The 23,273-nt window shown below is 58.8% G+C and carries 22 protein-coding genes; 9 read left to right on the forward strand and 13 right to left on the reverse strand.

Annotation, left to right across the window (positions count from 1 at the left end):
- Positions 1 to 200 precede the first annotated feature (200 nt).
- Entirely contained in the window at positions 201 to 1,466 is a 1,266-nt protein-coding gene (lysA, locus tag ACRZ95_RS14685; protein WP_170678725.1) for a diaminopimelate decarboxylase, read from the forward strand.
- A gap of 36 nt (positions 1,467 to 1,502) precedes the next feature.
- Complete coding sequence (locus ACRZ95_RS14690) at positions 1,503 to 4,046, forward strand: TIGR02302 family protein (RefSeq protein ID WP_480555111.1); 2,544 nt, start codon at positions 1,503 to 1,505, stop codon at positions 4,044 to 4,046.
- A gap of 108 nt (positions 4,047 to 4,154) precedes the next feature.
- On the opposite strand, the gene ACRZ95_RS14695 is transcribed toward ACRZ95_RS14690, so the two are convergent.
- Entirely contained in the window at positions 4,155 to 4,865 is a 711-nt protein-coding gene (locus ACRZ95_RS14695) for a zinc-ribbon domain-containing protein (protein WP_170678727.1), read from the reverse strand.
- 184 nt (positions 4,866 to 5,049) lie between these two features.
- On the opposite strand from ACRZ95_RS14695, the gene ACRZ95_RS14700 reads away from it, so the two are divergent.
- The 4 genes from ACRZ95_RS14700 to ACRZ95_RS14715 are packed head-to-tail and all read left to right on the forward strand — an operon-like array spanning position 5,050 to position 7,955.
- Positions 5,050 to 5,727 (forward strand): ATP-binding cassette domain-containing protein, encoded by a 678-nt coding sequence (locus tag ACRZ95_RS14700; RefSeq protein ID WP_170490977.1) that lies wholly within the window; start codon positions 5,050 to 5,052, stop codon positions 5,725 to 5,727.
- Entirely contained in the window at positions 5,724 to 6,623 is a 900-nt protein-coding gene (locus ACRZ95_RS14705; RefSeq protein ID WP_170661201.1) for a cell division protein FtsX, read from the forward strand. The genes ACRZ95_RS14700 and ACRZ95_RS14705 overlap by 4 nt, the downstream gene beginning before the upstream one ends.
- Positions 6,623 to 7,363 carry a lysophospholipid acyltransferase family protein gene (locus tag ACRZ95_RS14710; protein ID WP_170678728.1) on the forward strand — a complete coding sequence of 247 codons (741 nt, stop codon included), beginning with the start codon at positions 6,623 to 6,625 and terminating at the stop codon, positions 7,361 to 7,363. Before ACRZ95_RS14705 ends, ACRZ95_RS14710 begins: the two co-directional genes overlap by 1 nt.
- Positions 7,350 to 7,955: a pyridoxamine 5'-phosphate oxidase family protein gene (locus tag ACRZ95_RS14715; RefSeq protein WP_170678731.1), complete on the forward strand. Its 606-nt coding sequence runs from the start codon at positions 7,350 to 7,352 to the stop codon at positions 7,953 to 7,955. The genes ACRZ95_RS14710 and ACRZ95_RS14715 overlap by 14 nt, the downstream gene beginning before the upstream one ends.
- A gap of 9 nt (positions 7,956 to 7,964) precedes the next feature.
- On the opposite strand, the gene ACRZ95_RS14720 is transcribed toward ACRZ95_RS14715, so the two are convergent.
- Positions 7,965 to 8,558, reverse strand: a complete 594-nt coding sequence (locus tag ACRZ95_RS14720; RefSeq protein ID WP_170678733.1) for an NAD(P)H-dependent oxidoreductase — start codon at positions 8,556 to 8,558, stop codon at positions 7,965 to 7,967.
- A 102-nt stretch (positions 8,559 to 8,660) separates the two neighbouring features.
- Between ACRZ95_RS14720 and ACRZ95_RS14725 the strand changes: the two genes are divergently transcribed.
- A complete protein-coding gene (locus ACRZ95_RS14725; RefSeq protein ID WP_170678735.1) occupies positions 8,661 to 9,239 on the forward strand; it encodes a TetR/AcrR family transcriptional regulator in 579 nt (192 codons plus the stop codon).
- Positions 9,240 to 9,261: 22 nt separating this feature from the next.
- On the opposite strand, the gene lpdA is transcribed toward ACRZ95_RS14725, so the two are convergent.
- The 9 genes from lpdA to sucC all read right to left on the reverse strand — a co-directional run bounded on the left by lpdA (position 9,262) and on the right by sucC (position 19,116).
- Positions 9,262 to 10,650: a dihydrolipoyl dehydrogenase gene (gene lpdA / locus ACRZ95_RS14730; RefSeq protein ID WP_170666822.1), complete on the reverse strand. Its 1,389-nt coding sequence runs from the start codon at positions 10,648 to 10,650 to the stop codon at positions 9,262 to 9,264.
- Between the two features lie 51 nt (positions 10,651 to 10,701).
- On the reverse strand, positions 10,702 to 11,094 hold the full coding sequence (locus ACRZ95_RS14735) for an MAPEG family protein (protein ID WP_170678737.1): 393 nt from the start codon (positions 11,092 to 11,094) through the stop codon (positions 10,702 to 10,704).
- A 124-nt stretch (positions 11,095 to 11,218) separates the two neighbouring features.
- Positions 11,219 to 11,494 (reverse strand): hypothetical protein, encoded by a 276-nt coding sequence (locus ACRZ95_RS14740; protein WP_170469015.1) that lies wholly within the window; start codon positions 11,492 to 11,494, stop codon positions 11,219 to 11,221.
- Between the two features lie 2 nt (positions 11,495 to 11,496).
- Positions 11,497 to 13,005: a 2-oxoglutarate dehydrogenase complex dihydrolipoyllysine-residue succinyltransferase gene (gene odhB / locus ACRZ95_RS14745; RefSeq protein ID WP_170678739.1), complete on the reverse strand. Its 1,509-nt coding sequence runs from the start codon at positions 13,003 to 13,005 to the stop codon at positions 11,497 to 11,499.
- Between the two features lie 3 nt (positions 13,006 to 13,008).
- The gene (locus tag ACRZ95_RS14750) at positions 13,009 to 15,966 is read right to left on the reverse strand and encodes a 2-oxoglutarate dehydrogenase E1 component (protein WP_170678741.1); all 2,958 of its coding nucleotides are present in this window, start codon (positions 15,964 to 15,966) and stop codon (positions 13,009 to 13,011) included.
- A complete protein-coding gene (locus tag ACRZ95_RS14755; RefSeq protein ID WP_170553562.1) occupies positions 15,963 to 16,505 on the reverse strand; it encodes a DUF805 domain-containing protein in 543 nt (180 codons plus the stop codon). Before ACRZ95_RS14755 ends, ACRZ95_RS14750 begins: the two co-directional genes overlap by 4 nt.
- Positions 16,506 to 16,515: 10 nt before the next feature.
- Positions 16,516 to 16,956: a hypothetical protein gene (locus ACRZ95_RS14760; RefSeq protein WP_170678743.1), complete on the reverse strand. Its 441-nt coding sequence runs from the start codon at positions 16,954 to 16,956 to the stop codon at positions 16,516 to 16,518.
- On the reverse strand, positions 16,957 to 17,838 hold the full coding sequence (gene sucD, locus ACRZ95_RS14765) for a succinate--CoA ligase subunit alpha (RefSeq protein ID WP_170378979.1): 882 nt from the start codon (positions 17,836 to 17,838) through the stop codon (positions 16,957 to 16,959).
- 84 nt (positions 17,839 to 17,922) lie between these two features.
- The gene (gene sucC / locus ACRZ95_RS14770; protein WP_170678745.1) at positions 17,923 to 19,116 is read right to left on the reverse strand and encodes an ADP-forming succinate--CoA ligase subunit beta; all 1,194 of its coding nucleotides are present in this window, start codon (positions 19,114 to 19,116) and stop codon (positions 17,923 to 17,925) included.
- 263 nt (positions 19,117 to 19,379) lie between these two features.
- Here sucC and ACRZ95_RS14775 point away from each other — a divergent pair, with 263 nt between their 5' ends.
- A complete protein-coding gene (locus ACRZ95_RS14775) occupies positions 19,380 to 20,960 on the forward strand; it encodes a hypothetical protein (RefSeq protein WP_170553556.1) in 1,581 nt (526 codons plus the stop codon).
- Between the two features lie 58 nt (positions 20,961 to 21,018).
- On the opposite strand, the gene mdh is transcribed toward ACRZ95_RS14775, so the two are convergent.
- Positions 21,019 to 21,981, reverse strand: coding sequence for a malate dehydrogenase (mdh, locus tag ACRZ95_RS14780; RefSeq protein WP_170468993.1), 963 nt, complete (start codon positions 21,979 to 21,981; stop codon positions 21,019 to 21,021).
- Positions 21,982 to 22,142: 161 nt separating this feature from the next.
- Here mdh and ACRZ95_RS14785 point away from each other — a divergent pair, with 161 nt between their 5' ends.
- Positions 22,143 to 22,898, forward strand: coding sequence for a sulfite exporter TauE/SafE family protein (locus ACRZ95_RS14785; RefSeq protein ID WP_170378973.1), 756 nt, complete (start codon positions 22,143 to 22,145; stop codon positions 22,896 to 22,898).
- Here ACRZ95_RS14785 and ACRZ95_RS14790 read toward each other — a convergent pair.
- A complete protein-coding gene (locus tag ACRZ95_RS14790) occupies positions 22,895 to 23,200 on the reverse strand; it encodes a hypothetical protein (RefSeq protein WP_170378971.1) in 306 nt (101 codons plus the stop codon). The two genes, ACRZ95_RS14785 and ACRZ95_RS14790, sit on opposite strands and share 4 nt — an antisense overlap.
- Between the last annotated feature and the right edge of the window lie 73 nt (positions 23,201 to 23,273).

Raw genomic sequence — 23,273 nt, forward strand, 5'->3', positions numbered from 1 at the left:
CTGGCGCTCGTCGCACTTGCGGCCTGCGAGCCAACCTCCAGCCAACGGCCGGCGCCGCAAAAAGAGCCCAGCTCAACCGGAGTCTCAGTGTCCGGCTATGCGCGTGTCGGGGTGTCGAACGATTTCTGATCGCCCTGCGGCGTATCGTTTTAGCGCGAATCCATTGATCCATAGGGCGGTTTTGGTCTAATCGCGCTTTTATGGATCACTTTCTCTACCGCGACGGCGCGCTTTTCGCCGAGGATGTCCCGATCTCCGAAATCGCAGCCGCGGTCGGAACCCCGTTCTATGTCTATTCGACTGCGACCCTGTTGCGGCATTTCAAGCTGTTCGATGACGCGCTTGAGGGCACCGATCACCTTGTCTGTTATGCGATGAAAGCGGCCAGCAATCAGGCGATCCTGAAAACGCTGGCGCAGGCGGGTGCTGGAATGGACGTGGTCTCGGGCGGGGAATACCTGCGCGCTAAGGCCGCCGGTGTGCCGGGCGACAAAATCGTCTTTTCGGGCGTTGGCAAGACGGCGGATGAGATTCACACAGCGCTGACCGGTGGTCTCCGCCAGTTCAACGTCGAATCCGAGCCCGAGATGGAAGTGATCAACGCGGTAGCGACGGAGCTGGGTGTGGTTGCGCCGATCACCGTTCGGGTGAACCCGGATGTGGACGCCAAGACTCATGCCAAAATCGCAACCGGCAAGTCCGAGAACAAGTTTGGCATCCCGATCTCGCGCGCGTCCGAGGTCTATGCCCACGCGGCATCTCTGCCGGGGCTGGAGGTCATCGGCATCGACGTCCATATCGGCTCGCAACTGACCGAGCTGGAGCCGTTTGAGCTGGCCTATACCAAGGTCGCCGAACTGACCGAGCAGTTGCGCGCAGAGGGTCACAATATCCGCCGCCTCGATCTGGGTGGTGGGCTTGGCATTCCCTACACCCGCTCAAACGATGCGCCGCCTTTGCCGTTGGAATATGGTGCGCTGATCAAGAAGACTTTGGGCCATCTGGGCTGCGAGATCGAAATCGAACCCGGTCGCCTGATTGCGGGTAACGCTGGTTTGATGGTCAGCAAGGTGATCTATGTGAAATCCGGCGAAGGGCGTGATTTCCTCATCCTTGACGGCGCGATGAACGATCTGATCCGCCCGGCCATGTATGAGGCGCATCACGATATCGTTGCGGTACAGGAACCCGCAGCGGGGGTCGAACAACAGCCCTATGACATCGTGGGGCCCGTCTGCGAATCCGGTGATACTTTTGCCAAACAGCGCAACATGCCGCCGCTTGCGCCGGGTGATCTAATCGCCTTCCGCAGCGCCGGGGCCTATGGCGCGGTGATGGCCAGCGAATACAACACGCGCCCCCTGATCCCCGAGGTTTTGGTGAATGGGGATCAATTTGCCGTAATTCGTGAACGCCCAAGCTTTGACGAAATCATAAACCGCGATACCATACCTGAGTGGCTTTGACGCGGTAGGCGCGCGGGCCAACTCTGGAGGCCCGCTTTGAGCGACAAACAAAACCTGCCCATTCCCCGTCTGTCCGTGTGGATGACACATGCCGGATTGCTGGCCGAGCAGGTTTTGCGCGCGTTTTGGCCGTTTTTCTCGGTTTTGATGGCTGTTTTGGCCGCGTTGATGCTGGGTCTGCATGATCTTGTGCGGGTTGAGATCGTGTGGGGCGCAGCTGTCGTCGTAGCCATTGCGCTGCTGGTCAGCGCGATCTGGGGGATTCGGCAATTCCACCTGCCATCACGAGCCGAAGCGCTGGCCCGATTGGATGAGACCCTGCCCGGGCGTCCGATTCAGGCATTGATGGATGATCAGGCGATTGGTGCGGGGGATACGGATTCGGTTGCCCTCTGGCAGGCGCACAAGGCGCGGATGGCGGACCGCGCGGCGCAAGCGCGCGTTGCCAAACCCGACCTCCGACTGGCGTCGCGCGATCCTTATGCCCTGCGCTACGCAGCTTTGCTGGCGCTGGTGGTCGCGGCCCTGTTCGGTTCGTTCTGGCGGATTGGCTCGGTGGCCGAGATGGCCCCCGGCACGGCGGTAGCAGGGCAAGGGCCTACATGGGAAGGCTGGGTCGAACCACCACGCTATACCGGGCTACCGACGCTCTATCTGGCCGATCAGACCGGCCCCACGCTGTCGATCCCGCAAGGCAGTCGCGTTACTCTGCGTTTTTATGGCGAGGTCGGTGCGCATAGCCTGACCGAAACGAGCTCTCCCCTAGGTGCCGAGGCCGCGACCGAAACAGAGCAGGATTTCACCGTCTCCCGCTCAGGCCAGATGCGTATTGACGGCCCTGCCGGGCGGGATTGGATGGTGGATGTCATCCCCGACACCCCGCCCAGCATTGCGGTTGCCGACAAGGCCGAGGCCGAGGCAGGTGGTCAGATGAAGCTGCCCTTTGCGGCCTCGGATGACTACGGGGTCGTCTCTGGCTCGGCGGTGATCGAATTGGACATGGCCTCGGTTGATCGTCGCTATGGTCTGACGGCGGACCCGGAACCACGCGAGGTGATCGAGGTTGAATTGCCGATGCCGATCACCGGAGATCGCGCGGATTTCACCGAAGATTTGATCGAGGATTTCTCGCAGCACCCATGGGCGCATCTGCCGGTTCGTATCACGTTAATGGCGCGCGACGCCTCGGATCAGGAAAGCACGTCCGAGCCATATTTGACCGATCTCCCCGCGCGCCGGTTCTTTGATCCCCTGGCGGCTGCGGTGATCGAACAGCGCCGCGATCTGCTCTGGTCGCGGACCAATGCACCGCGCGTGGCTCAGGTGCTGCGGGCGATCTCGCACCGGCCCGAGGAACTGTTTCGCTCCGACACCGCCTATCTGCGGCTGCGGGTCACCCTGCGGCGGTTGGAAACCTTCAACGACTACGGTTTGAAGGATAAACAACAGGCCGAGATCGCGCAGGCCCTTTGGGATCTGGCGGTTTTGATCGAAGAGGGCACTCTGGCAGATGCGCTGGAGCGGATGCGCCGGGCGCAGGAGCGTCTCACTGAGGCGATGCAGAACGGGGCCAGCGATGAGGAAATCGCCGAGCTGATGCAGGAACTGCGTGAGGCCACGCAGGACTACCTGAACCAGTTGCAGCGCCTTGCGCAGGAAAACGGCGATAGTGATGAGCGCCAGTCCGGTCAGAATGGCGAAAGCATGCAGATGACGCAGGACGATCTGCAGGCCATGATGGATCGCATTCAGGAATTGATGGAACAGGGCCGCATGGCTGAGGCGCAGCAGGCGCTGGAAGAGTTCCAGCAGATGATGGAGAACATGCGTGTCACCCAAGGCCAGGGGCAGGGTGGTCAATCCGAGGGGCAACAGGCCATGGAAGGCTTGGCCGAGACTCTGCGCGAACAGCAAGGCCTAAGCGATCAGGCGTTCCGCGATTTGCAGGAACAGTTCAACCCCGGCGCTCAGGCCGGAGAAAATCAGGGTAATGAAGGCCGCAATGGCGGTCAGGGCCGTGGTGAAAGCCACGAGGGTCAGGGCGGCCAGGGTCAGGGTTCGGATCAGGCGGGCGAAGGCCAATCGGGTGAGGGGTCTCTGGCGGATCGGCAGCAGGCCCTGCGGCAGGAACTGAACCGACAGCAACAGGGCTTGCCCGGTGCAGGCACCCCCGAAGGCGACGCGGCGCGCGATGCTTTGGGCCGCGCGGAAGGTGCCATGGAAGAGGCCGAAGAGGCGCTGCGCGGCAATGATCTGGCCGAAGCGATCGACCGTCAGTCCGAGGCGATGGAGGCCCTGCGCGAAGGGATGCGATCCTTGGGTGAGGCCATGGCGCAGAACCAGCAGAACCAATCCGGACAAGGCACCGAGGAAGGTGAGGCGCAAGCCAACAGCCGCGACCCGCTGGGCCGCAATCCTGGTGCGGCCGGGTCGATTTCAACCGATGACAACCTGCTGCAGGGCGAAGACGTCTATCGCCGCGCGCGTGAGTTGCTGGACGAAATCCGCCGTCGGACCGGCGAAACCGACCGGCCCGAGATCGAGCTGGAATACCTCAAGCGTCTGTTGGAACGGTTCTGAGCCGCTATATCGTTTCGGCTTAAACCTGAGACACGAATACCCTGCCACGCTTTCAGCGTTGTCGGGACATTCGTGTCACTTGATGGCTAAGGTAAAACCCGAAAAGCTTTATTCCTGCGGCGCGCCTGCCCCGGCCTGCGTCTCAAGCCAGATACGGGCCTGATCAATCAAAGAGACGTAGGAGTCCAGCACGGGATCGGCTTGCGGTACGGCCTCGCTTATCTGTTGCGCATTGCTGTAGATCAGATAGAGGATCACGCCGATGACCAGCATCACGGCAAAGCCGCGCACGAAGCCACGGGATTGTTTGACCGGGGGCGTGTCGTCGCCCTCATCGCTCATCATGCCTGAATTGATGGTCTCAACGTCAGGAAGCTCATCCTTCTGGCCCGCATCCTCGGCGGTCTCGGTCGCAGTCGGGCGCCTGATCTGAAACTCGGGTTCGACAGAGTCCTCCAGCGCCAGATCCGGTTGCGTCTCAAGGCTGCTGCCTTCTTGAGAGCGCAGTTCCGCCTCACGCGCAGCCTCCTCCTTCAGAATGCTGGCAACAACGGGGTCAACATTGCCGGTCTTGCCGGTATCGGACGGAGTCTCTTCAACGACCTCGACTTTTGTGTCGGGTTCAGGTGTGGGCTCTGGCTTAGCTTCCGGCTCGGCGGTGGCATCAGGCGCCTCAGTAATGGGTGCTGCGTCTTCGGGTTGCTTGGACTGAAACCACGTCTGGTCACAGGCGGAGCACTGCACATCGCGCCCCTCTTCGGGGATAACCTCGTCCGGCACTTCGTACTGAGCGCCGCAATTCGGACATGTAAGTCTCATACTGCCTCCCCGGCCTGACGTTCGGCCCGATAGTAGTTTTTTCAGGGATGATATTCCGTTAAGACCCAACAGCAAAGGGCGTTTTCGGTTTCATGGGGCAAGTGTCGCCAATTGGACTCGGTGCAGGCATTGAAACCGCAGGCAAGCTCGGGCATGAAGATCGGCAAAAGAACTGGGGACACCTGTGATCGAGCTGGAAAATGTCAGCTATACCTATGGCGACGGTGCATTGCTGAGCGATGTCTCGGTCAAATTGCAGCCCGGCTCGTTCCATTTCCTGACCGGACCTTCGGGCGCGGGTAAAACCACGTTGCTGAAGCTGTGCTATGGCGCGTTGTTGCCGACCTCGGGTCGGTTGAGCGTGTTTGACGAAGATATCGCGCGTCTGGACCGGGATCAGATGGCCCTGTTGCGGCGTCGGGTCGGTGTTGTGCATCAGGATTGCCAGTTTCTGGATCATATGACGCTGGCTGAAAACGTGGCCCTGCCTCTGATGGTGTCGGGACGGGCCGAGTCAGAAGAGCAGGACAACCTGACCGAGCTTTTGTCCTGGGTTGGGCTAGGGGCCCGGCTTGACGCCCATCCGCCCGAACTGTCGGGTGGTGAACGTCAGCGCGCGGCTTTGGCCCGAGCCGTGATCCTGTCGCCAGACGTTGTGCTGGCGGATGAGCCGACCGGCAACGTCGATTGGGAGATGTCGCAACGGCTACTGCGCCTGCTGATCGAGCTGAACCGCATGGGCAAGACCGTCCTGATCGCTACCCACGATCTCAGCTTGATCCGCGCGGCCAAAAGCCAAGTTCAAGCCCGCGTGTTGCGCATCTCGCAGCGCAAACTGCATCTGGCCGGAGCGGACCTATGAGCAACGGTGACATCCGGAACCTGCTGCGCCGGGATACACGCGCGGATCGCGTTGTCCCTCCGACCGGGTATACCGCGCATCTGACCCTGTTTGTCTCGGGCGCAATGGCGTTTCTAGCGGTGTTTGCCCTGGCGCTTTCGCTCGCCTCTGGTCGGATCGCAGATCGTTGGGCCTCGGAGCTGGCGGGGGCTGCCACCTTGCGTATCAACGCCCCGGCCGAGCAGATGGCGGCGCAGACGGAAACCGCCCTGACCGTTCTTGGCCAGACACCCGGCGTCGCCTCGGCCCGCGCGCTGACGGCCGAGGAACAGGCCGCGCTGCTGTCACCATGGTTCGGGCCGGACTTGCCGATTGAAACGCTACCTATCCCGCAACTAATTGAAATTGTTGAAGGTGAGCCGGGTCTGGACACGGCGGGTCTTCGCCTGCGATTGGGCGCCGAAGTACCCGGAGCGGTTCTGGATGACCACACCCGTTGGCGTGAACCCTTGGTGGATGCAGCGATGTCCCTGCGACGGCTGGGCTGGGTATCGATCCTGCTGATCGGTGGTGCAACTGCGGCGATGATCACGCTGGCGGCAAATGCCTCGCTTGCCGCGAATGCCAGTATCATTGCAGTGCTGCGGCAGGTGGGCGCGCGGGATCGGTTCATCGCAGGCGCATTTGTCCGCCGCTTTACCTACCGCGCCTTCTTTGGCGCATTTGTCGGAACGATGTTGGGGATGACAGGCGTTCTGCTCTTGCCCGACCCCTCGGACGAAGGCGGATTTCTGACCGGAGTAGGGTTTCAGGGGCTTGGCTGGGTGTTGCCCTTGCTGATCCCAGTTCTGGGCGCTGTGGTCGCCTTCTTCGCCACCTGGACCGCCGCCCGCCGCAAGTTGAAGGAGCTTTCCTGATGTCACAGGGCTTTCAATGGATCCGTTCCCTGATCTTCATGATTGTGATCTACGTTTGGATGTTGATCCTTGGAATCGTCTATCTGCCATATGCGATCTTCACGAAACAGGGCGCTTTGCGCGCATGCAAAACTTACGCGCGCAGCACGATGTGGTTGGCGCGATGGATGGTTGGCATAAAGTGCGAGGTGCGTGGCACGGTACCCACCGGCGAGGTTGTCATCGGGGCCAAGCACCAGTCTTTCCTTGATATCATCATGATCTTTGACGCCATCCCGCATGGCAAATTCATCATGAAACGAGAGCTTCTCTGGACCCCGGTCATCGGAATGTATGCGCGTCGTTTGGGCTGCATCCCGGTCAATCGCGGCAAGAAGGGTGCGGCAGTGGCCAAGATGGTCAAAGACGTCGCCAAGGAGTTCGCCGAACCCGGCCAACTGGTGATCTACCCTCAGGGCACCCGCGTCGCCCCCGGTGTGTCCAAGCCCTATAAGGTCGGTACGGCGATCCTGTACAGCGGGCTGGGCTTTCCCTGCGTGCCGGTTGCGACCAATGCCGGCGTATTCTGGCCGCGCAGCGGTATCTTGCGCAAACCGGGGTTGGCGATTGTCGATTTCCTCGACCCGATTGAACCGGGCGTCGAACGGGACGCGTTTCTGAGTCGTTTGGAAGATGTGATCGAGACACGCTCAGACGCTTTGATGAAAGAAGTGGGGTTTGATCCGGATGGAGTTCATTGAAGACACTGCGAGCCTGGAGGCGCTCTATGGCACGCCCGCTGCTCCGTCGTTGCGCAAGGTCGCGCGCAGCCTGACGCCGCTTTACCGGCAATGGATCATGGCATCGCGCCTATGTGTCCTCAGCACCGTTGGCCCCGAAGGCGTCGATGGCAGCCCGCGCGGGGATGATGGGCCCGTTGTTTTAGAGCTTGATCCCAACACGCTGACAATGCCGGATTGGCGGGGGAACAATCGCCTGGATTCCTTGCGCAACATTGTTCGAGACCCGAGGGTTTCGCTGCTGTTCATCGTACCTGGCTCCAGCAATGTGGTCCGCTTGAACGGGACGGCGCGTGTATCCGCGGATGAAGGGTTAACGGCGCGGTTTGAAAAGCAAGGCAAGAAACCGGCCACAGTGATCGTCATCCAGATTGCCGAAATCTACACCCAATGCGCCCGGGCCTTGATGCGGGCGGGTACATGGAGCAGCGGCGATCAAAGCGAAGGATTGCCCACGGTTGGCGAGATCCTTGCAGAAGCCTCATCCGGTGAGGAAGGCGGCGCGCAATACGACTCCGAATGGGGTGCGCGCGCCGCAAAGACGATGTGGTAGGCACGGCACCTAGATAGCCTCTGCGCCAATTCTGGCGACCTTTGATATCCAGCGATCGACGCTTCCCGGCTTTGGCTCACTGGCCCCTGCGAAATATGTAAACCGTGTTGGCTTGAAGCCGACGAAGCCGAGTATCTGATCGCGGACTTGCCGGATCAGTGCTTGACGGTAGATCAGGCGCATGAACCAGCCAGGTGTGTCCGAGGTCAGGATGACGCGTGCGGTGCGGCCGGTCAGCATCGGGGCCGGAAAGCCCAGCTTGGTGGTGTTTCGGGTATCGAAGGTTCGTCCCGGGATGAACATGCGATCGATCAGGCCTTTAAGCTTTGCGGGCAGGCCACCCCACCACATAGGCGCGGTCATAACGAGATGGTCGCTCCATTCGAAATCTTGCAACAGCTTCTCAAGCTCGGGCTCAAGAGGTTTGTACTCGTGATAGTTGCCCTGTCCAAAATCGAGATCGAACTGAAGGTCGCTCAGATGGATCAGGCGGACGTCATGACCGTTCTGACGCGCGGCGTCGCCGTAGGTTTTCGCAAAAGTACGGGACAGGCTGCTTTCGGCAGGGTGTCCGTCGAGAATCAGGATTTTCTTGGCATGCATGGGATGTCTCCTAAAAATGACCGTGGTCAGTTTGTAAAGTATAGAAATGACCGCGGTCAATATAAAATTTGACCGCGGTCAAAAAACATGCAATCTGGCCTCATGCAAAAGACAGTCCAGAAACGCACGTTGAAAACCCGCGCCCGCCTGATGGCGGTGTCGGAAGAGTTGATTCAGAAAAGCGGGTATGAGGGCCTTCGGGTGGAAGAGGTGGTGCAGACGGCTGGTGTCGCCAAGGGCACCTTCTTTGCACATTTTCGCGACAAGGACGCGTTAATGGAAATCCTGATCGCGGACAGATTGAATGCGTGTCTGGATCAGGCCGAGGCGGGGACATCGCCCAAAAACGTAAAACAGCTTATCGCTGCCTTGGAACCGGTCCACGGCTTCATGATGTCCGAACGGTATGTTTTCGATCTGCTGATCCGGTATTCCGGCGCAACCGCCATCGCGGATGTTGGGCCGATCGCCTATTGCTTTGAGCGGTATTTCCGGGTGGTGATGATGTGGCTTGAAGTGGCCGAGACGCGCAAGGATGTGCCGTCCGAACTTTTGGCCGAAGGTGTTCAGGCCTTTGCGATTCAGGCCATGTCTCTCAGGTTCTGCGCGTTGCATTCGGCGACAACCTTCACCGACAGGCTTGAAACTTACCTGAATGCCTGGTTGACCCCGACAGGCTGATCGCCGCCGGGGTCAGAGACCTTTAGCTGTGAATTGGGCCGTCACCACAGGCCAGAGCGGCCTCACGCACGGCTTCCGAATAGGTCGGGTGGGCGTGACAGGTCAGCGCCAGATCTTCGGCTGAGGCACCGAATTCCATCGCAACGCAAACCTCGTGGATCAGATCGCCTGCAGCGGGGCCGATGATATGCGCACCCAGAATCCGGTCGGTTTCCTTGTCGGCCAGAATCTTGACGAATCCGTCAGAGGCAAAGTTGGCCTTGGCCCGGCCATTGCCCATGAACATGAATTTGCCGACTTTGTAGGCGCGGCCCTGTTCTTTCAGTGTCGCCTCGGTTTCACCCACATTGGCAACTTCGGGCCAGGTGTAGATCACGCCGGGGATGACGCCGTAGTTTACGTGGCCGTGCTTGCCTGCGACCTGCTCGGCTGCGGCCATACCTTCGTCTTCGGCCTTGTGCGCCAGCATCGGGCCTTCGGTGACGTCTCCAATCGCGTAGATGCCCGGCACGTTGGTCTGCCAGTCCGCGCCGACCTTGATCTGACCGCGCGGCGTCATCTCGACACCCAGCGCATCCAGCCCCAATCCGTCCGAGTATGGCTTGCGACCGGTGGCGACCAGGACGGTATCGGCTTCAATCACATGTTCACTGTCATCCTTGAGTAGCTTGTAGGTGACTTTCGCTTTGGTTTTCGACGCTTCGGTCTTTTGTACCGCCGCACCCATCACAAAGTTCAGGCCCTGTTTCTTGAGGATACGCTGGAAGGTCTTCTGTACCTCGGGGTCCATGCCCGGCGTGATCTCCTTGAGGAATTCGATCACCGTCACTTCAGCACCCAGACGGCTGTAGACCGACCCCAGTTCCAGACCTATCACACCGGCACCAATCACCACCATCTTCTTCGGGATCTTCCCCAGCGATAGCGCCCCGGTCGAGGTCACAACGACCTTCTCGTCAACTTCAACGCCCGGCAGGGCCGACGGCTCGGAGCCTGATGCGATGATGATGTTCTTGGTGTCGTGAACCTCATCACCCACTTTGACCTTGCCGGCAGCCGGGATTGACCCCCAGCCTTTCAACCAGTCGATCTTGTTCTTCTTGAAGAGGAACTCGATGCCCTTGGTGTTGCCCTCGATCACCTCGTCCTTGTAGGCCTGCATCTGTTTCCAGTCGACGGACGGAGATTTGCCCTTCAAACCCATCTTGGCAAAGTTATGCTCGGCCTCGTGCAGCTGATGAGAGGCATGCAACAACGCCTTGGACGGGATGCAGCCAACGTTCAGGCAGGTGCCGCCCAGCGTCTCACGCCCTTCGACAACGGCGGTTTTCAGACCCAGCTGGGCGCAGCGGATGGCACAGACATAGCCGCCGGGACCGGCTCCGATTACGATGACGTCATAGCTGGACATTGAGGGCACTCCTTGGTGTGTCTTGGCCGCTTCTGGGTGCGGCGTACTAAGCTATAGGGCTAGCAGGTAAAGGTAGATCGTCGCAAGAAACCCAGCCATCCACACGATCGTGCGCAGGAAGGGAACCGGGATTGCGAAAGCGTAGACCGGAACGAAAACGACACGCGCGATCAGAAAAATCTGCGCGGCCAGCAGCGATCCGGAGGTGAAAGCGTCCTTGGCGGACAGGATCAGAATGGCAGGTGCAAACAAGGCCATGGCGACGACTGAATTGGTCAGAGCCCGCTCGACCCGGCCCGCAACGCCGGTCAGGGCGGGCATATCATCTCGTGCGCCACCCAATGTCATCAACCCGACCTGCGACATGGCTGTCAGCACATTCAACAGAACTACTGCGACGATCAGAAGGCCGTACAGAGCGAGAATGGAAAGTTCGGAAGACATGACGAGTATCCTTTTTCAACCAGAGTCCGTTTGTCGGTTAGCATTCTCTGACATCAATAGCAGGCGCGCTTCACGTGTATTTGCGGGGCTGTGTTCGGGGCGGTCCCGCACACAGTAGAGTTTTTTACGGTAAGACCGGGTCCAGAAGTTTCACCTGGATATGGGCGACCCCACCGCGTTCGAGATGCATGGCCAGCTCTTCCGAGTCGAAGAAAGCGCGGGCTTTTTGTATGTCATCCACTTCGAACATGGCGATGGCGTGATCCTTTTGATCGGGGTCACGCCAGACATGCAGGTCGTGGATGCCGGCGGCCTGGCGCATCGCAATGTCTTCGCGAAACACCTTCAGCCAGGCATCAAAGTCGGCAACATCGGCTTGCCACAGAACATGCGTTGCCATGATTACAGATCCATCAGTAGGCGGCGCGGGTCTTCCAGCGCCTCTTTCACGCGGACAAGGAAGGTCACCGCGCCTTTGCCGTCAACGATCCGGTGGTCATAAGACAGCGCCAGATACATCATCGGACGGATCACAACCTGACCGTTGATCGCCATCGGGCGGTCCTGAATCTTGTGCATGCCCAGAATACCCGATTGCGGGGGGTTCAGGATCGGCGAAGACATCAGCGAGCCATAGACGCCTCCGTTCGAGATGGTGAAGGTGCCGCCTTGCATCTCGGCCATGCTCAGCTTGCCGTCACGGGCGCGTTTGCCTTTCTCGGCGATGGCCTTTTCGATCGCTGCAAAAGACATCGAGTCCGCATCGCGGATGACCGGAACCACCAGACCTGTAGGTGTACCGGCGGCGACACCCATATGGACGAAGTTCTTGTAGACGATGTCGGTGCCGTCGATCTCGGCATTCACCTCGGGCACTTCTTTCAGCGCGTGGCAGCAGGCCTTGGTGAAGAATGACATAAAGCCTAGACGCACGCCGTGCTTCTTCTCGAACTGGTCTTTGTACTGGCTGCGCAGGGCCATCACCTCGGTCATGTCCACCTCGTTATAGGTGGTCAGCATGGCGGCGGTGTTCTGGCTGTCTTTCAGACGCTTGGCGATGGTCTGGCGCAGGCGTGTCATCTTGACCCGCTCTTCGCGCGCGGCGTCATCGGCAGCCACAGGCGCACGCGGCGCAGGGGCTGGAGCCGGAGCGGCAGCAGGCGCGGGTGCAGCAGCCGTTGCCACGGCGCGGGCCACGTCTTCCTTCATGATGCGACCATCACGTCCGGTGCCAGAGACTTGAGCTGCGGACAGACCGGCCTCGGCCATGGCTTTCTCTGCCGACGGAGCGTTGGCGACATCCTTGCCGGTTGCTGTTGCTGCTGGGGCTGCCGTGGCGGCAGGGGCGGGTGCAGGGGCTGCCGCCGCGCCGGAGCCCGAGATCACGGCCAGTTTGGCCGAGGCGTCCACGGTTGTGCCTTCGGGCGCTGTGATTTCCGCCAGAACACCAGCGGCAGGGGCGGGAACCTCGACCGAGACCTTGTCGGTCTCCAGCTCACACAGCATCTCGTCCTGCGCGACCGCGTCACCAACCTGTTTGAACCAGGTCGAGACGGTGGCTTCGGTGACCGATTCACCCAGCGTGGGCACCATCACATCAACACTGCCACCCGACGCTGCCGGAGCGGCCGCTGGGGCGGGCGCTGCTGCTGCCGGAGCAGGGGATGCGCCTTCGCCTGCGGCGATGGTCGCCAGCAGGGCGTCGACGCCCACGGTCTCTCCTTCGACGGCAACAATCTCGCCCATGACGCCAGCGGCGGGGGCGGGCACTTCGACCGTCACCTTATCGGTTTCAAGCTCACAGAGCATCTCATCCACGGCCACGGCATCACCGGGTTTCTTGAACCAGGTCGCAACCGTGGCTTCGGTAACAGACTCGCCTAACGTGGGAACACGAACTTCAATGGTCATCGTTTACTTTCCTTCGAGGCTCAGCGCTTCGTTCACGAGCGCTTCTTGTTGAGCTTTGTGTTGGCTGGCCAGACCCGTCGCAGGCGAGGCCGAGGTTGCGCGGCCGACATAGAGCGGCCGTGTATGTTTGGCGCCGATACGGGTCAGCACCCATTCGATATTTGGCTCGATGAAGGTCCAGGCACCTTGGTTTTTAGGCTCTTCCTGGCACCAGACGATCTCAGCCCCTTTGAAGCGCTCAAGCTCGTTGATCAACGAGTGCGCCGGGAACGGGTAATACTGCTCGATCCGCATCAGGTAGACGTCGTCGATACCACGGGCGTCGCGTTCCTCCAGCAGGTCGTAATAGACCTTGCCGGAACACAGAACCACGCGCTTGATCTTGTCGTCCGCGGCCAGCTTGGTGTCTGAGTTGCCCTGCTGCGCATCGTCCCACAGCACCCGGTGGAAGCTGGAGCCGGTGGTGAAATCCTCGGCCGTGCTGACTGCCAGCTTGTGACGCAGCAACGATTTCGGGGTCACCAGGATCAGCGGTTTACGGAAGGTACGGTGCAGTTGGCGGCGCAGGATGTGGAAGTAGTTCGCCGGTGTCGTGCAGTTCGCCACGATCCAGTTGTCCTGACCGCACATCTGCAGGAACCGCTCCAACCGCGCCGAGCTGTGTTCGGGGCCTTGACCTTCGAACCCGTGCGGCAGCAGCGTCACAAGACCGGACATCCGCAGCCATTTGCTTTCACCCGAGCTGATGAACTGATCGAACATGATCTGCGCACCGTTGGCGAAGTCGCCAAACTGCGCCTCCCAAAGGACCAGAGCGTTGGGTTCGGCCAGCGAGTAGCCGTACTCAAAACCCAGAACCGCATATTCGGACAGCATCGAGTCGATCACTTCGTAATGCGACTGTCCCGCGCGGATGTTGTTCAGCGGATAAAACCGCTCTTCCGTATCCTGATGGACAAAGCCCGAGTGACGTTGGCTGAACGTACCGCGCGTCGCGTCCTGACCGGACAGTCGAACTGGAAAGCCCTCGGTCAGCAACGAGCCAAAGGCCAGCGCTTCACCTGTGGCCCAGTCAAAGCCTTTGCCGCTGTCGAACATCTGTTTCTTGTGATCCAGCAGACGCGCAACGGTTTTGTGTACCGCAATATCCGCAGGGGCGTGGGTGAGCGCGTTGCCGATCTCGGCCAGAGTCGCCGGGGCGATGGCGGTTTCGCCGCGCACGTAGTCCTCTTTGTTCTTGTCCAGATGCGACCAGCGCCCATCCAGCCAGTCGGCCTTATTGGGTTTGTAGTCTTTGCCGGCCTCGAACTCATTATTCAGATGGGCCTGGAAGGCGGCCTTCATATCCTCGATCTCGCCTTCGGGGATCAGGCCGTCTTTGACCAGACGCTCGGTATAGAGCGACAGAGTGGTCTTATGCGTCTTGATCTTCTTGTACATGATCGGGTTGGTGAACATGGGCTCATCGCCCTCGTTGTGACCAAACCGGCGGTAGCAGAAGATATCGATGACCACGTCCTTGTGGAACTTCTGGCGGAACTCTGTCGCGACTTTGGCGGCGTGAACAACCGCCTCGGGGTCGTCGCCGTTCACGTGGAATATTGGCGCTTCAACCATCAGCGCGATATCTGTCGGATATGGGCTGGAGCGCGAGAAGTGCGGCGCAGTGGTAAAGCCGATCTGGTTGTTCACGACGATATGCATAGTGCCGCCGGTTTTGTGGCCCTTGAGGCCGGACAGACCAAACCCTTCGGCGACCACACCCTGACCAGCAAAGGCCGCGTCACCGTGCAGCAGGATGCCCATAACCTTGGTGCGGTCGGTGTCGTTCAACTGATCCTGTTTGGCGCGGACCTTGCCCAGAACCACCGGGTTCACCGCTTCAAGGTGCGAGGGGTTGGCAGTAAGCGACAGGTGGACGCTGTTGCCGTCAAACTCACGGTCGCTGGAGGCACCGAGATGATATTTCACATCGCCAGAGCCATCCACATCTTCAGGCTTAAAGCTGCCGCCCTGGAACTCATTGAAAATCGCGCGGTAGGGTTTGCCCATCACGTTGGCCAGGATGTTCAAACGGCCTCTGTGCGGCATGCCGATGACAATGTCGCTGACGCCCAGTGCGCCACCGCGTTTAATAATCTGCTCCATTGCCGGGATCAGGCTTTCGCCACCATCCAAACCGAACCGTTTGGTGCCCATGTATTTGACATGCAGGAATTTCTCGAAACCCTCGGCCTCGACCATCTTGTTCAGGATCGCCTTACGGCCTTCCTTGGTAAAGGCGATTTCCTTGCCGTAACCTTCGATCCGCTCCTTCAGCCACGCGGCTTGTTCCGGGTCTGAGATATGCATGTATTGCAGCGCGAAGGTGCCGCAGTAGGTCCGCTTCACGATCTCGACGATCTGCCGCATCGAAGCCATCTGCAGGCCCAAAACATTGTCGATAAAGATCGGCCGGTCCATGTCGGCTTCGGTAAAGCCATAGGTCTTCGGATCGAGTTCCGGATGTGTGCTGGCCGCGCGCATCCCCAGCGGGTCCAGATCGGCGGCCAGATGGCCCCGGATCCGGTAGGCCCGGATCAGCATCAGCGCTCGCAAGCTGTCCAGCACGGCGCGCTTGATCTGGTCATCGCTGACCTCTACGCCCTTGTCTGCCGCTTTTTCCTTGATCTTCTTGCCCGCAGCCTTGGCATCGATCTCGGCCCACTCACCGGTCAGCGCCCCAGTCAGATCATCCGCAGGCATCGGCGGCCAGTCGGTCCGCGCCCAGGATGGCCCCTCGGCCTCGCGCTGAACATCCGGAGAAGCGTCACCCATTGCCTTAAAGAACTCGGCCCAAGCGGCATCCACCGCCCCGGGGTTCTTGGTGTATTGGGCATAGAGCTGCTCCAGATACTCGGCATTGTGGCCTTGCATAAAGCTTGAGGCATGGAACGCGGAATTGGGCGTATGTTCGGTCATTGGGCTACCTCATATGGGTTGGGACCGTATTGGTTGGTGCCTGGTTGAGACGGGCGGGTCAGCCACCACAGAACCAGGAGGGGCGACACAAATAAAACAAGCAGTGTCGGAATGACGATCAGCAGAGTGGCACGTGTGAACAGAATGTCCAGATTACCGCCATGCTGGAAACTTGAGGCAAGGCCGATGCCGAAAATCAGAACCGCGAAGGCCCCGAGGATCAGCAGGATCGGCAACAGAGCGTAAAGCCCACTGCGCCCGGAATCGTGCATCCGCCGCCACGCGACGGCCAGATGCGGGAAGAACACAATCAGGCTGACGATGCTTTGCACCGGTTGACGGGATGTGGCGGTGACGGATTTCACGCCGTCCCCCTCAGTCACCGAGACCTGAGTGAAGAACTGCGCATCAATGATCCCGGCGAGAATGCTCCAGATCACGATGAACAGGAAAAAGAACCAATACTCGGTCCGCGAGGCACGACCCGAGAAAGTAAAGAACTTCGAGAAACAAGTGCGGATGGCGTCGGAGAAGGTCATTGCAGTCAATTCACCCCCTTGCGTCGTCACATGAAAAAGAAACGATCAGCGCACGCTCCCTTCCGCGATTGGCTGAGAAAACGGCCCTGTCGCTGCCTATCAAATCGCAAACATAACCAACGCGTTGCACTATTTCATCCTTGGTGGATTCTTTGTTTGCGCGAAAGCGGAACTGGTATTTTTTGCTCCCCGATAGCTCGAGGTCAAAAAAACCTTTTGCCTTGGCAACGTTGTGTATGCCGCAAGCCTCGTCCTGAATAAACTGACCCTCACTGGACCAGCCAATTCGAACTTCACATTCCATTGCTTTGGCTTGCCCAGCGGTAGAAAATGCGAACATCGCAGTCGCGAACGAAGACCACAGCCAAGCTAAAGATGAGAAGGATGGACGCAACGCGCCCACCCTTTTTTCGGGCGCCGCCCTTAGAGCGTATGCCCGGCAGTTGATCATTTACCCAATCGCTTCCAGCACGGCCTCACCCAGCGTTGCCGGGCTTTCTGCCACAACGATACCGGCCGAGCGCATGGCTTCGATCTTGTCCTCGGCGCCGCCTTTGCCGCCCGCGACAATCGCGCCTGCATGGCCCATGCGGCGTCCCGGAGGGGCTGTGCGGCCTGCGATGAAACCGGCAACCGGCTTCTTGCGGCCCTTCTTGGCCTCATCCGCCAGGAACTGTGCGGCTTCTTCTTCGGCCGAGCCACCGATCTCACCGATCATGATGATCGAGTGGGTCTCGTCATCCGCCAGGAACCATTCCAGCACGTCGATATGCTCGGTGCCTTTGATCGGGTCGCCGCCGATACCAACGCAGGTGGACTGGCCCAGACCCACATCGGTGGTCTGCTTGACGGCCTCATAGGTAAGAGTGCCCGAACGGGACACAACGCCGACCGAGCCACGCTTGTGGATGTGGCCGGGCATGATGCCGATCTTGCAGGCGTCAGGTGTGATGACGCCGGGGCAGTTCGGGCCGATGAGGCGCGATTTGCTGCCTTCGAGCGCGCGCTTCACCTTCATCATGTCCAGAACCGGAATGCCTTCGGTGATGCAGACGATCACTTCCATCTCGGCGTCAATTGCTTCGAGGATCGAGTCAGCCGCGAAGGGCGGCGGCACGTAGATCACTGAGGCATTGGCTTCGGTCACGTGCTTGGCTTCGTGGACCGAGTTGAACACGGGCAGGCCCAAATGCTCCATCCCGCCTTTGCCGGGGGTCACGCCGCCGACCATTTTAGTGCCATATGCAATGGCTTGTTCAGAGTGGAATGTGCCCTGCGAGCCAGTAAAGCCCTGACAGATCACTTTGGTATTTTCGTCGATGAGGACTGCCATTTGGCGTTCTCCTATTTAAGGCGGGCCAGGGCCTGCCAGAATTCTTCGGAAAAGTGGGGCGAAACCCACTCCACGGAATTGGGCTTAGCCTTTCACGGCTTTCACGATCTTCTCGGCACCGTCTTTTAGGTTGTCCGCCGCGATCACGTCTAGGCCAGAGGTGTTGATGATCTCTTTGCCTTTCTCAACGTTCGTGCCTTCCAGACGCACGACCAGCGGAACCTGCAGGCCGACCTCTTTCACCGCGGCAACAACGCCCTCGGCGATGACGTCACAACGCATGATGCCGCCGAAGATGTTGACCAGAATGCCTTTGACGTTCGGGTCCGAGGTGATGATCTTGAACGCCTCGGTCACTTTCTCTTTGGTCGCACCGCCGCCCACGTCGAGGAAGTTGGCCGGCTCGGCACCGTAGAGTTTGATGATGTCCATCGTCGCCATCGCCAGACCAGCACCGTTGACCATGCAGCCGATCTCACCATCCAGCGCGATGTAGTTCAGGTCGTATTTGGAGGCTTCGAGTTCCTTGGGGTCTTCCTCGGTCTCGTCGCGCAGCTCGGAGATGTCGGGATGGCGGTAAACTGCGTTGCCGTCAAAGCCGACTTTGGCGTCCAGCACCTTGAGGTCGCCGCTGTCTGAGACGATCAGCGGGTTAATCTCCAGCATCTCCATGTCCTTCTCGACGAAGGCTTTGTAGAGGATGCCCATCAGGCGCACACATTGTTTGACCTGCGCGCCTTCCAGACCCAGCGAGAACGCGATGCGGCGGCCGTGATAGGCCTGATAGCCGGTCACAGGGTCCACCGAGAATGAGAGGATTTTCTCAGGCGTGGACGCGGCCACTTCTTCGATATCCATACCACCTTCGGTCGAGCAGACAAAAGAGATGCGGCTGGTTTGGCGATCTACCAGCAGGGCCAGATACAGTTCTCGCTCGATGCCGGAACCGGCTTCGATATAGATGCGGTTGACCTGCTTGCCCGCGGGACCAGTCTGGTGGGTGACCAGAGTGCGACCCAGCATCTTCTTTGCTTCCTCGGCCGCTTCTTCCACCGACTTGGTCAGACGGACACCGCCCTTTTCACCTGCGTCGGCCTCTTTGAAGCTGCCTTTGCCGCGTCCACCTGCGTGGATCTGCGCCTTCACAACCCACAAAGGGCCGTCCAGCTCACCGGCTGCGGTTTTGGCTTCCTCGGCGCGCAGAACCGCGCGACCGTCGGAGACCGGAGCGCCATAGCTGCGAAGAAGCGCCTTGGCTTGGTATTCGTGAATGTTCATCGAAATTGTCCCGTCTGACTACGATTAAACCGATATAGAGGTGTCTAGGGCGCAATTATAAAGGCTTTTTTGAACTCGGAGTGGTTTTTAGCGAAGATTTTCCATATTTGTGATCACAGTATTTTAAGGTGTGATCACAAATATTCAGACTGATTCTTTCAATATTTTGTTCCTTCGCAGCTTTGGCGCAAAATCACTTTCTTGGCCAGTTGGCATTGCCTATAGAGGATATGCTAATAGTGTACCTGATTTTGGAGTGATCAATGCTTGAGGCGGAACGGCTTTGGAGTCTTAAGCGACGTTACCTGCCCGAGGTATTCAGGTTCCAATATGTTCTGGACAAAACCGGACTTAGTGTCGGCTTTTTGAAGAGCTTGAAATTTGGTGCGTCACAACTGCATGTCGGGCAGGATCTTCCAGTTTGCGAACTAGAGGATTCGGATGGGCTCGTGGTTGGCTATTTGCTGGGGGTCGCTGTTGGTCCGGAAGGTTTGATCGATGGCGATGAAATGCTGCCGTTTTCGACCCGAGACGGCGATGCATGGAGAAAATTCGAGCGATACTTGAACGAGTGTGCAGGCCGGTTCGCCTTTTTCCTGCAGATCGGCGGTGAAGAGCGCCTGTATACCGATCCAGTTGGAATGATTGGCGCGGTTTACGAACGCGACGCGCAGCGCGTCGCAAGTTCACCGCTGCTCGCGATTGACCGAGAGGTTGTTCCAAACATTCGATATCAAGCGGACTGTTTAGCCGAACTTCCCACACGGTATTCGCTATTTCACACTTGTGATGAAAAGGTGAAGCGGTTGAACCCAAATTTCTACCTGAACCTAAACACATTTGACGTTGAAAGGTTCTGGCCTAGAGATGAGGTGTTCTCGCTTGAAAATTCGAACCATGCCGAAACCTATGACGAAATCACCAAGCGACTGGCTTTCAACATTGATAAGATCACCGAACGCCACAAGTGCGCCATGCCGATTACGGGAGGAAGAGATAGTCGAATTTTGGCGGCAGTTGGCCGCGAAAGTTTGCACAAAATTCCTTTTTTCTACACGCATGTGAAAAACTACAATTCTAAAGTAGACGCCCATGTCGGTGCTGCGGTTGCCAAAAGCCTAAACACTCCGCATGTCGTTTTGGGAACGCGTTTTGGGAAGGAAACTAAGCGCTGGGAGCAGAGATTTCTGGCGCAAGCTTATCAGATTTCGCACGGGTCCGATACCGCCCCTCCAAAAGAGTATGTGACCGGAGCAACCAACGCTATTCCGTCCGATCACCTTATCTTGAGGGGGCATCAAACCGACCTTTTACGTGCTGTCTATGTGTTTAAGCCCAAGGCCATGTGGAGTGACGCGGAATGGCAGATTGAACGGATGCTCATTGTGCCTCGGCGATCGTACAATTCAGATATCTGTAAGCATTTCGAAGGAGATTTTTTTGCATGGCAAGCTACCCTTCCAGCCAATGCGATGGAAAAAGCAGCCGACTTTATGTTTTTAGAAGTCTACTATAATTCGACAGTCGGAGCATCTTTTCCCGCCTTGTGGCAGCACTTCTATCTTTCACCTTTCAACAGTCGACGGCTTGTAGAATTGTCTTTGCGGTTTGACGAGGCCGAACGCAGAGGTTGCCTGCCTGTTTTTGACATTGTCCAAAAGGCATCGGCTGATTGCGCAAGGGTGCCATTTTTAGGGGAAGGCGGCACACATTTTTTCGAAATGAACCGACCATCAGACTATGAGCCGCTTTCACAGCAGCGTGTCATAAGCACCGAGCAACGACTTGCCGCGCACTATGGTGGGTTGCCCCTAGTCGAAGCAAACGCGAGTGAGAGCAGGTAGCATCGAACAAATTCGGGTGGACCAAAAAGTCCGCCCGAATTTGTCTCAATTCCTGTTTTTAAGTCAGCGAGCCGTCGATGCCTTTGCAAGCCTCAATCAGGCCCTTCACGGCGTTGACCGAGTTTTCAAAGCCCGCTTGTTCGTCTTCGTTCAACTTGATGTCGACGATACGCTCGATGCCTCCTGCACCGATGACGGTCGGAACGCCTACATACATGCCGTCAACGCCGAACTCGCCGTTGCAATAGGCCGCGCAGGGCAGAACGCGCTTCTGATCTTTCAGGTAGGCTTCGGCCATTTCGATCGCCGAGGTCGCAGGCGCATAGAAGGCTGAGCCGGTTTTCAGCAGGCCAACGATTTCGGCACCGCCATCACGAGTGCGCTGAACGATTGCGTCCAGTTTCTCTTGCGTGGTCCAGCCCATCTCGACCAGATCGGGCAGCGGGATGCCGGCGACGGTCGAATAGCGCACCGACGGTACCATGGTGTCGCCGTGGCCGCCCAGAACAAAGGCGGTTACGTCGCGCATCGAGACGTTGAATTCTTCCGACAGGAAATGTGCGAATCGGGCGGAATCCAGAACGCCAGCCATGCCGCAAACTTTGTTGTGCGGCAGGCCTGAGAATTCGCGCAGAGCCCAGACCATCGCGTCCAGTGGGTTGGTGATGCAGATCACGAACGCGTCGGGCGCGTGGGCTGCGATGCCTTCGCCGACCGATTTCATAACTTTCAGGTTGATGCCCAGCAGGTCATCGCGGCTCATCCCCGGTTTGCGGGCGACACCTGCGGTAACGATGCACACGTCCGCGCCTGCGATGTCCGCATAGTCGCTGGAACCTGACATTGCGGCGTCAAAGCCTTCGGATGGGCCGGACTCGGCGATGTCGAGCGCCTTGCCCTGAGGCAGTCCGTCAGCGATGTCAAACAGGACGACGTCACCGAGTTCTTTGACAGCTGCAAGATGCGCAAGCGTGCCGCCGATGTTCCCAGCGCCGATCAGCGCAATCTTGGGTCTGGCCATTTGGAATATCTCCGGTCGGTATTGAAATCGCGGGTTTGCTAGTCGTTAAATGGCTTTTGCGCAAGGGTCCTGCGGCGCGGCATGCCACCGCATACCGTTTGCCATCCCCAATCCGGTTGCGCTAAACCGCCTGTGAAACAAGCCAATTCCCGGGACGCTGCATGTTTGAATTGAACCTGATGTTTTTTGCAGTCGCGATCCCGGCGGTGATCTTTGCGGGCATCTCGAAGGGTGGGTTTGGCTCGGGCGTGGCCTTTGCGTCGTCGTCGATTCTGGCTCTGATACTGACTCCGGGGCAGGCGTTGGCGCTGATGCTGCCGATCCTGATGGTGATCGACGTGGCCACGCTGGGACCCTATTGGAAACGCTGGAGTTGGCCGGATTCACGTCTGCTGATCCTGGGCGCGGTTCCGGGTGTTCTGCTGGGCACCTGGCTATACCGCGTGACAGATGACGACCTGCTACGCCTGCTGATCGGAGGGATCTCGGTCGGGTTCGTGATCTGGCACGTCGCCCAAAGCAAAGGCTGGATACGCGGCTTCACCCGCCGGTTGCCTGCCTCTGCTGGTCTGTTCGCGGGGCTTGTCGCGGGGTTTACCAGTTTCGTCAGCCATGCAGGAGGTCCACCGGCTGCCGTCTATCTGTTGTCCCAGCGCCTGTCTAAGACCGAGTTTCAGGCCTCGACCGTTTTGGTGTTCTGGGTGATCAACGCAGCGAAATTCGTGCCCTACGCCTATCTCGGCCTGTTCACCTGGCACACGGCGTTAGCGGATCTTCTTTTGACCCCGTTCGCCATTCTGGGAGCCTGGCTGGGCGTCCGGGCGCATTTCATGCTGTCCGAACGCCTGTTCTTTGGTATCGCCTATGTGTTGCTGACCCTGACCGGAGGCAAGTTGATCTGGGACGCACTGACTTAGGTGTTTGGCGGCAGGACATCGGCCATCTGCTCATAGGCCCGCCCCGAGGCTACAAGGCAGGTCATTCCGTCCGGCAGGGTCACCGTGATCGTCCAGCTGCTAGATTGGTCCGAGGCAAACAGCTCCATCACCGCACCCTGGCGGGCAATGCCGATCCCCCGGCGCGTTTCGCCATAGTCTTCCGCAAGGCGTTGCAAAACATCGGCCCGAGGGGCGCAATTGCGTGGCTGCGCCTGAACCTGTTGCGCCGCGAGGACCATGATTCCCAGCCCGATTGTCATCTTCAAAACTGTCTTCTTCATCTCTGACCCCATCTGTCACCAGTCGCCTAAAGCCTGCGGTCAAGAGGGCGATATTGCGTTAAAGCAAAGAGCG

The sequence above is a fragment of the Ruegeria sp. AI3 genome, from assembly GCF_056541245.1.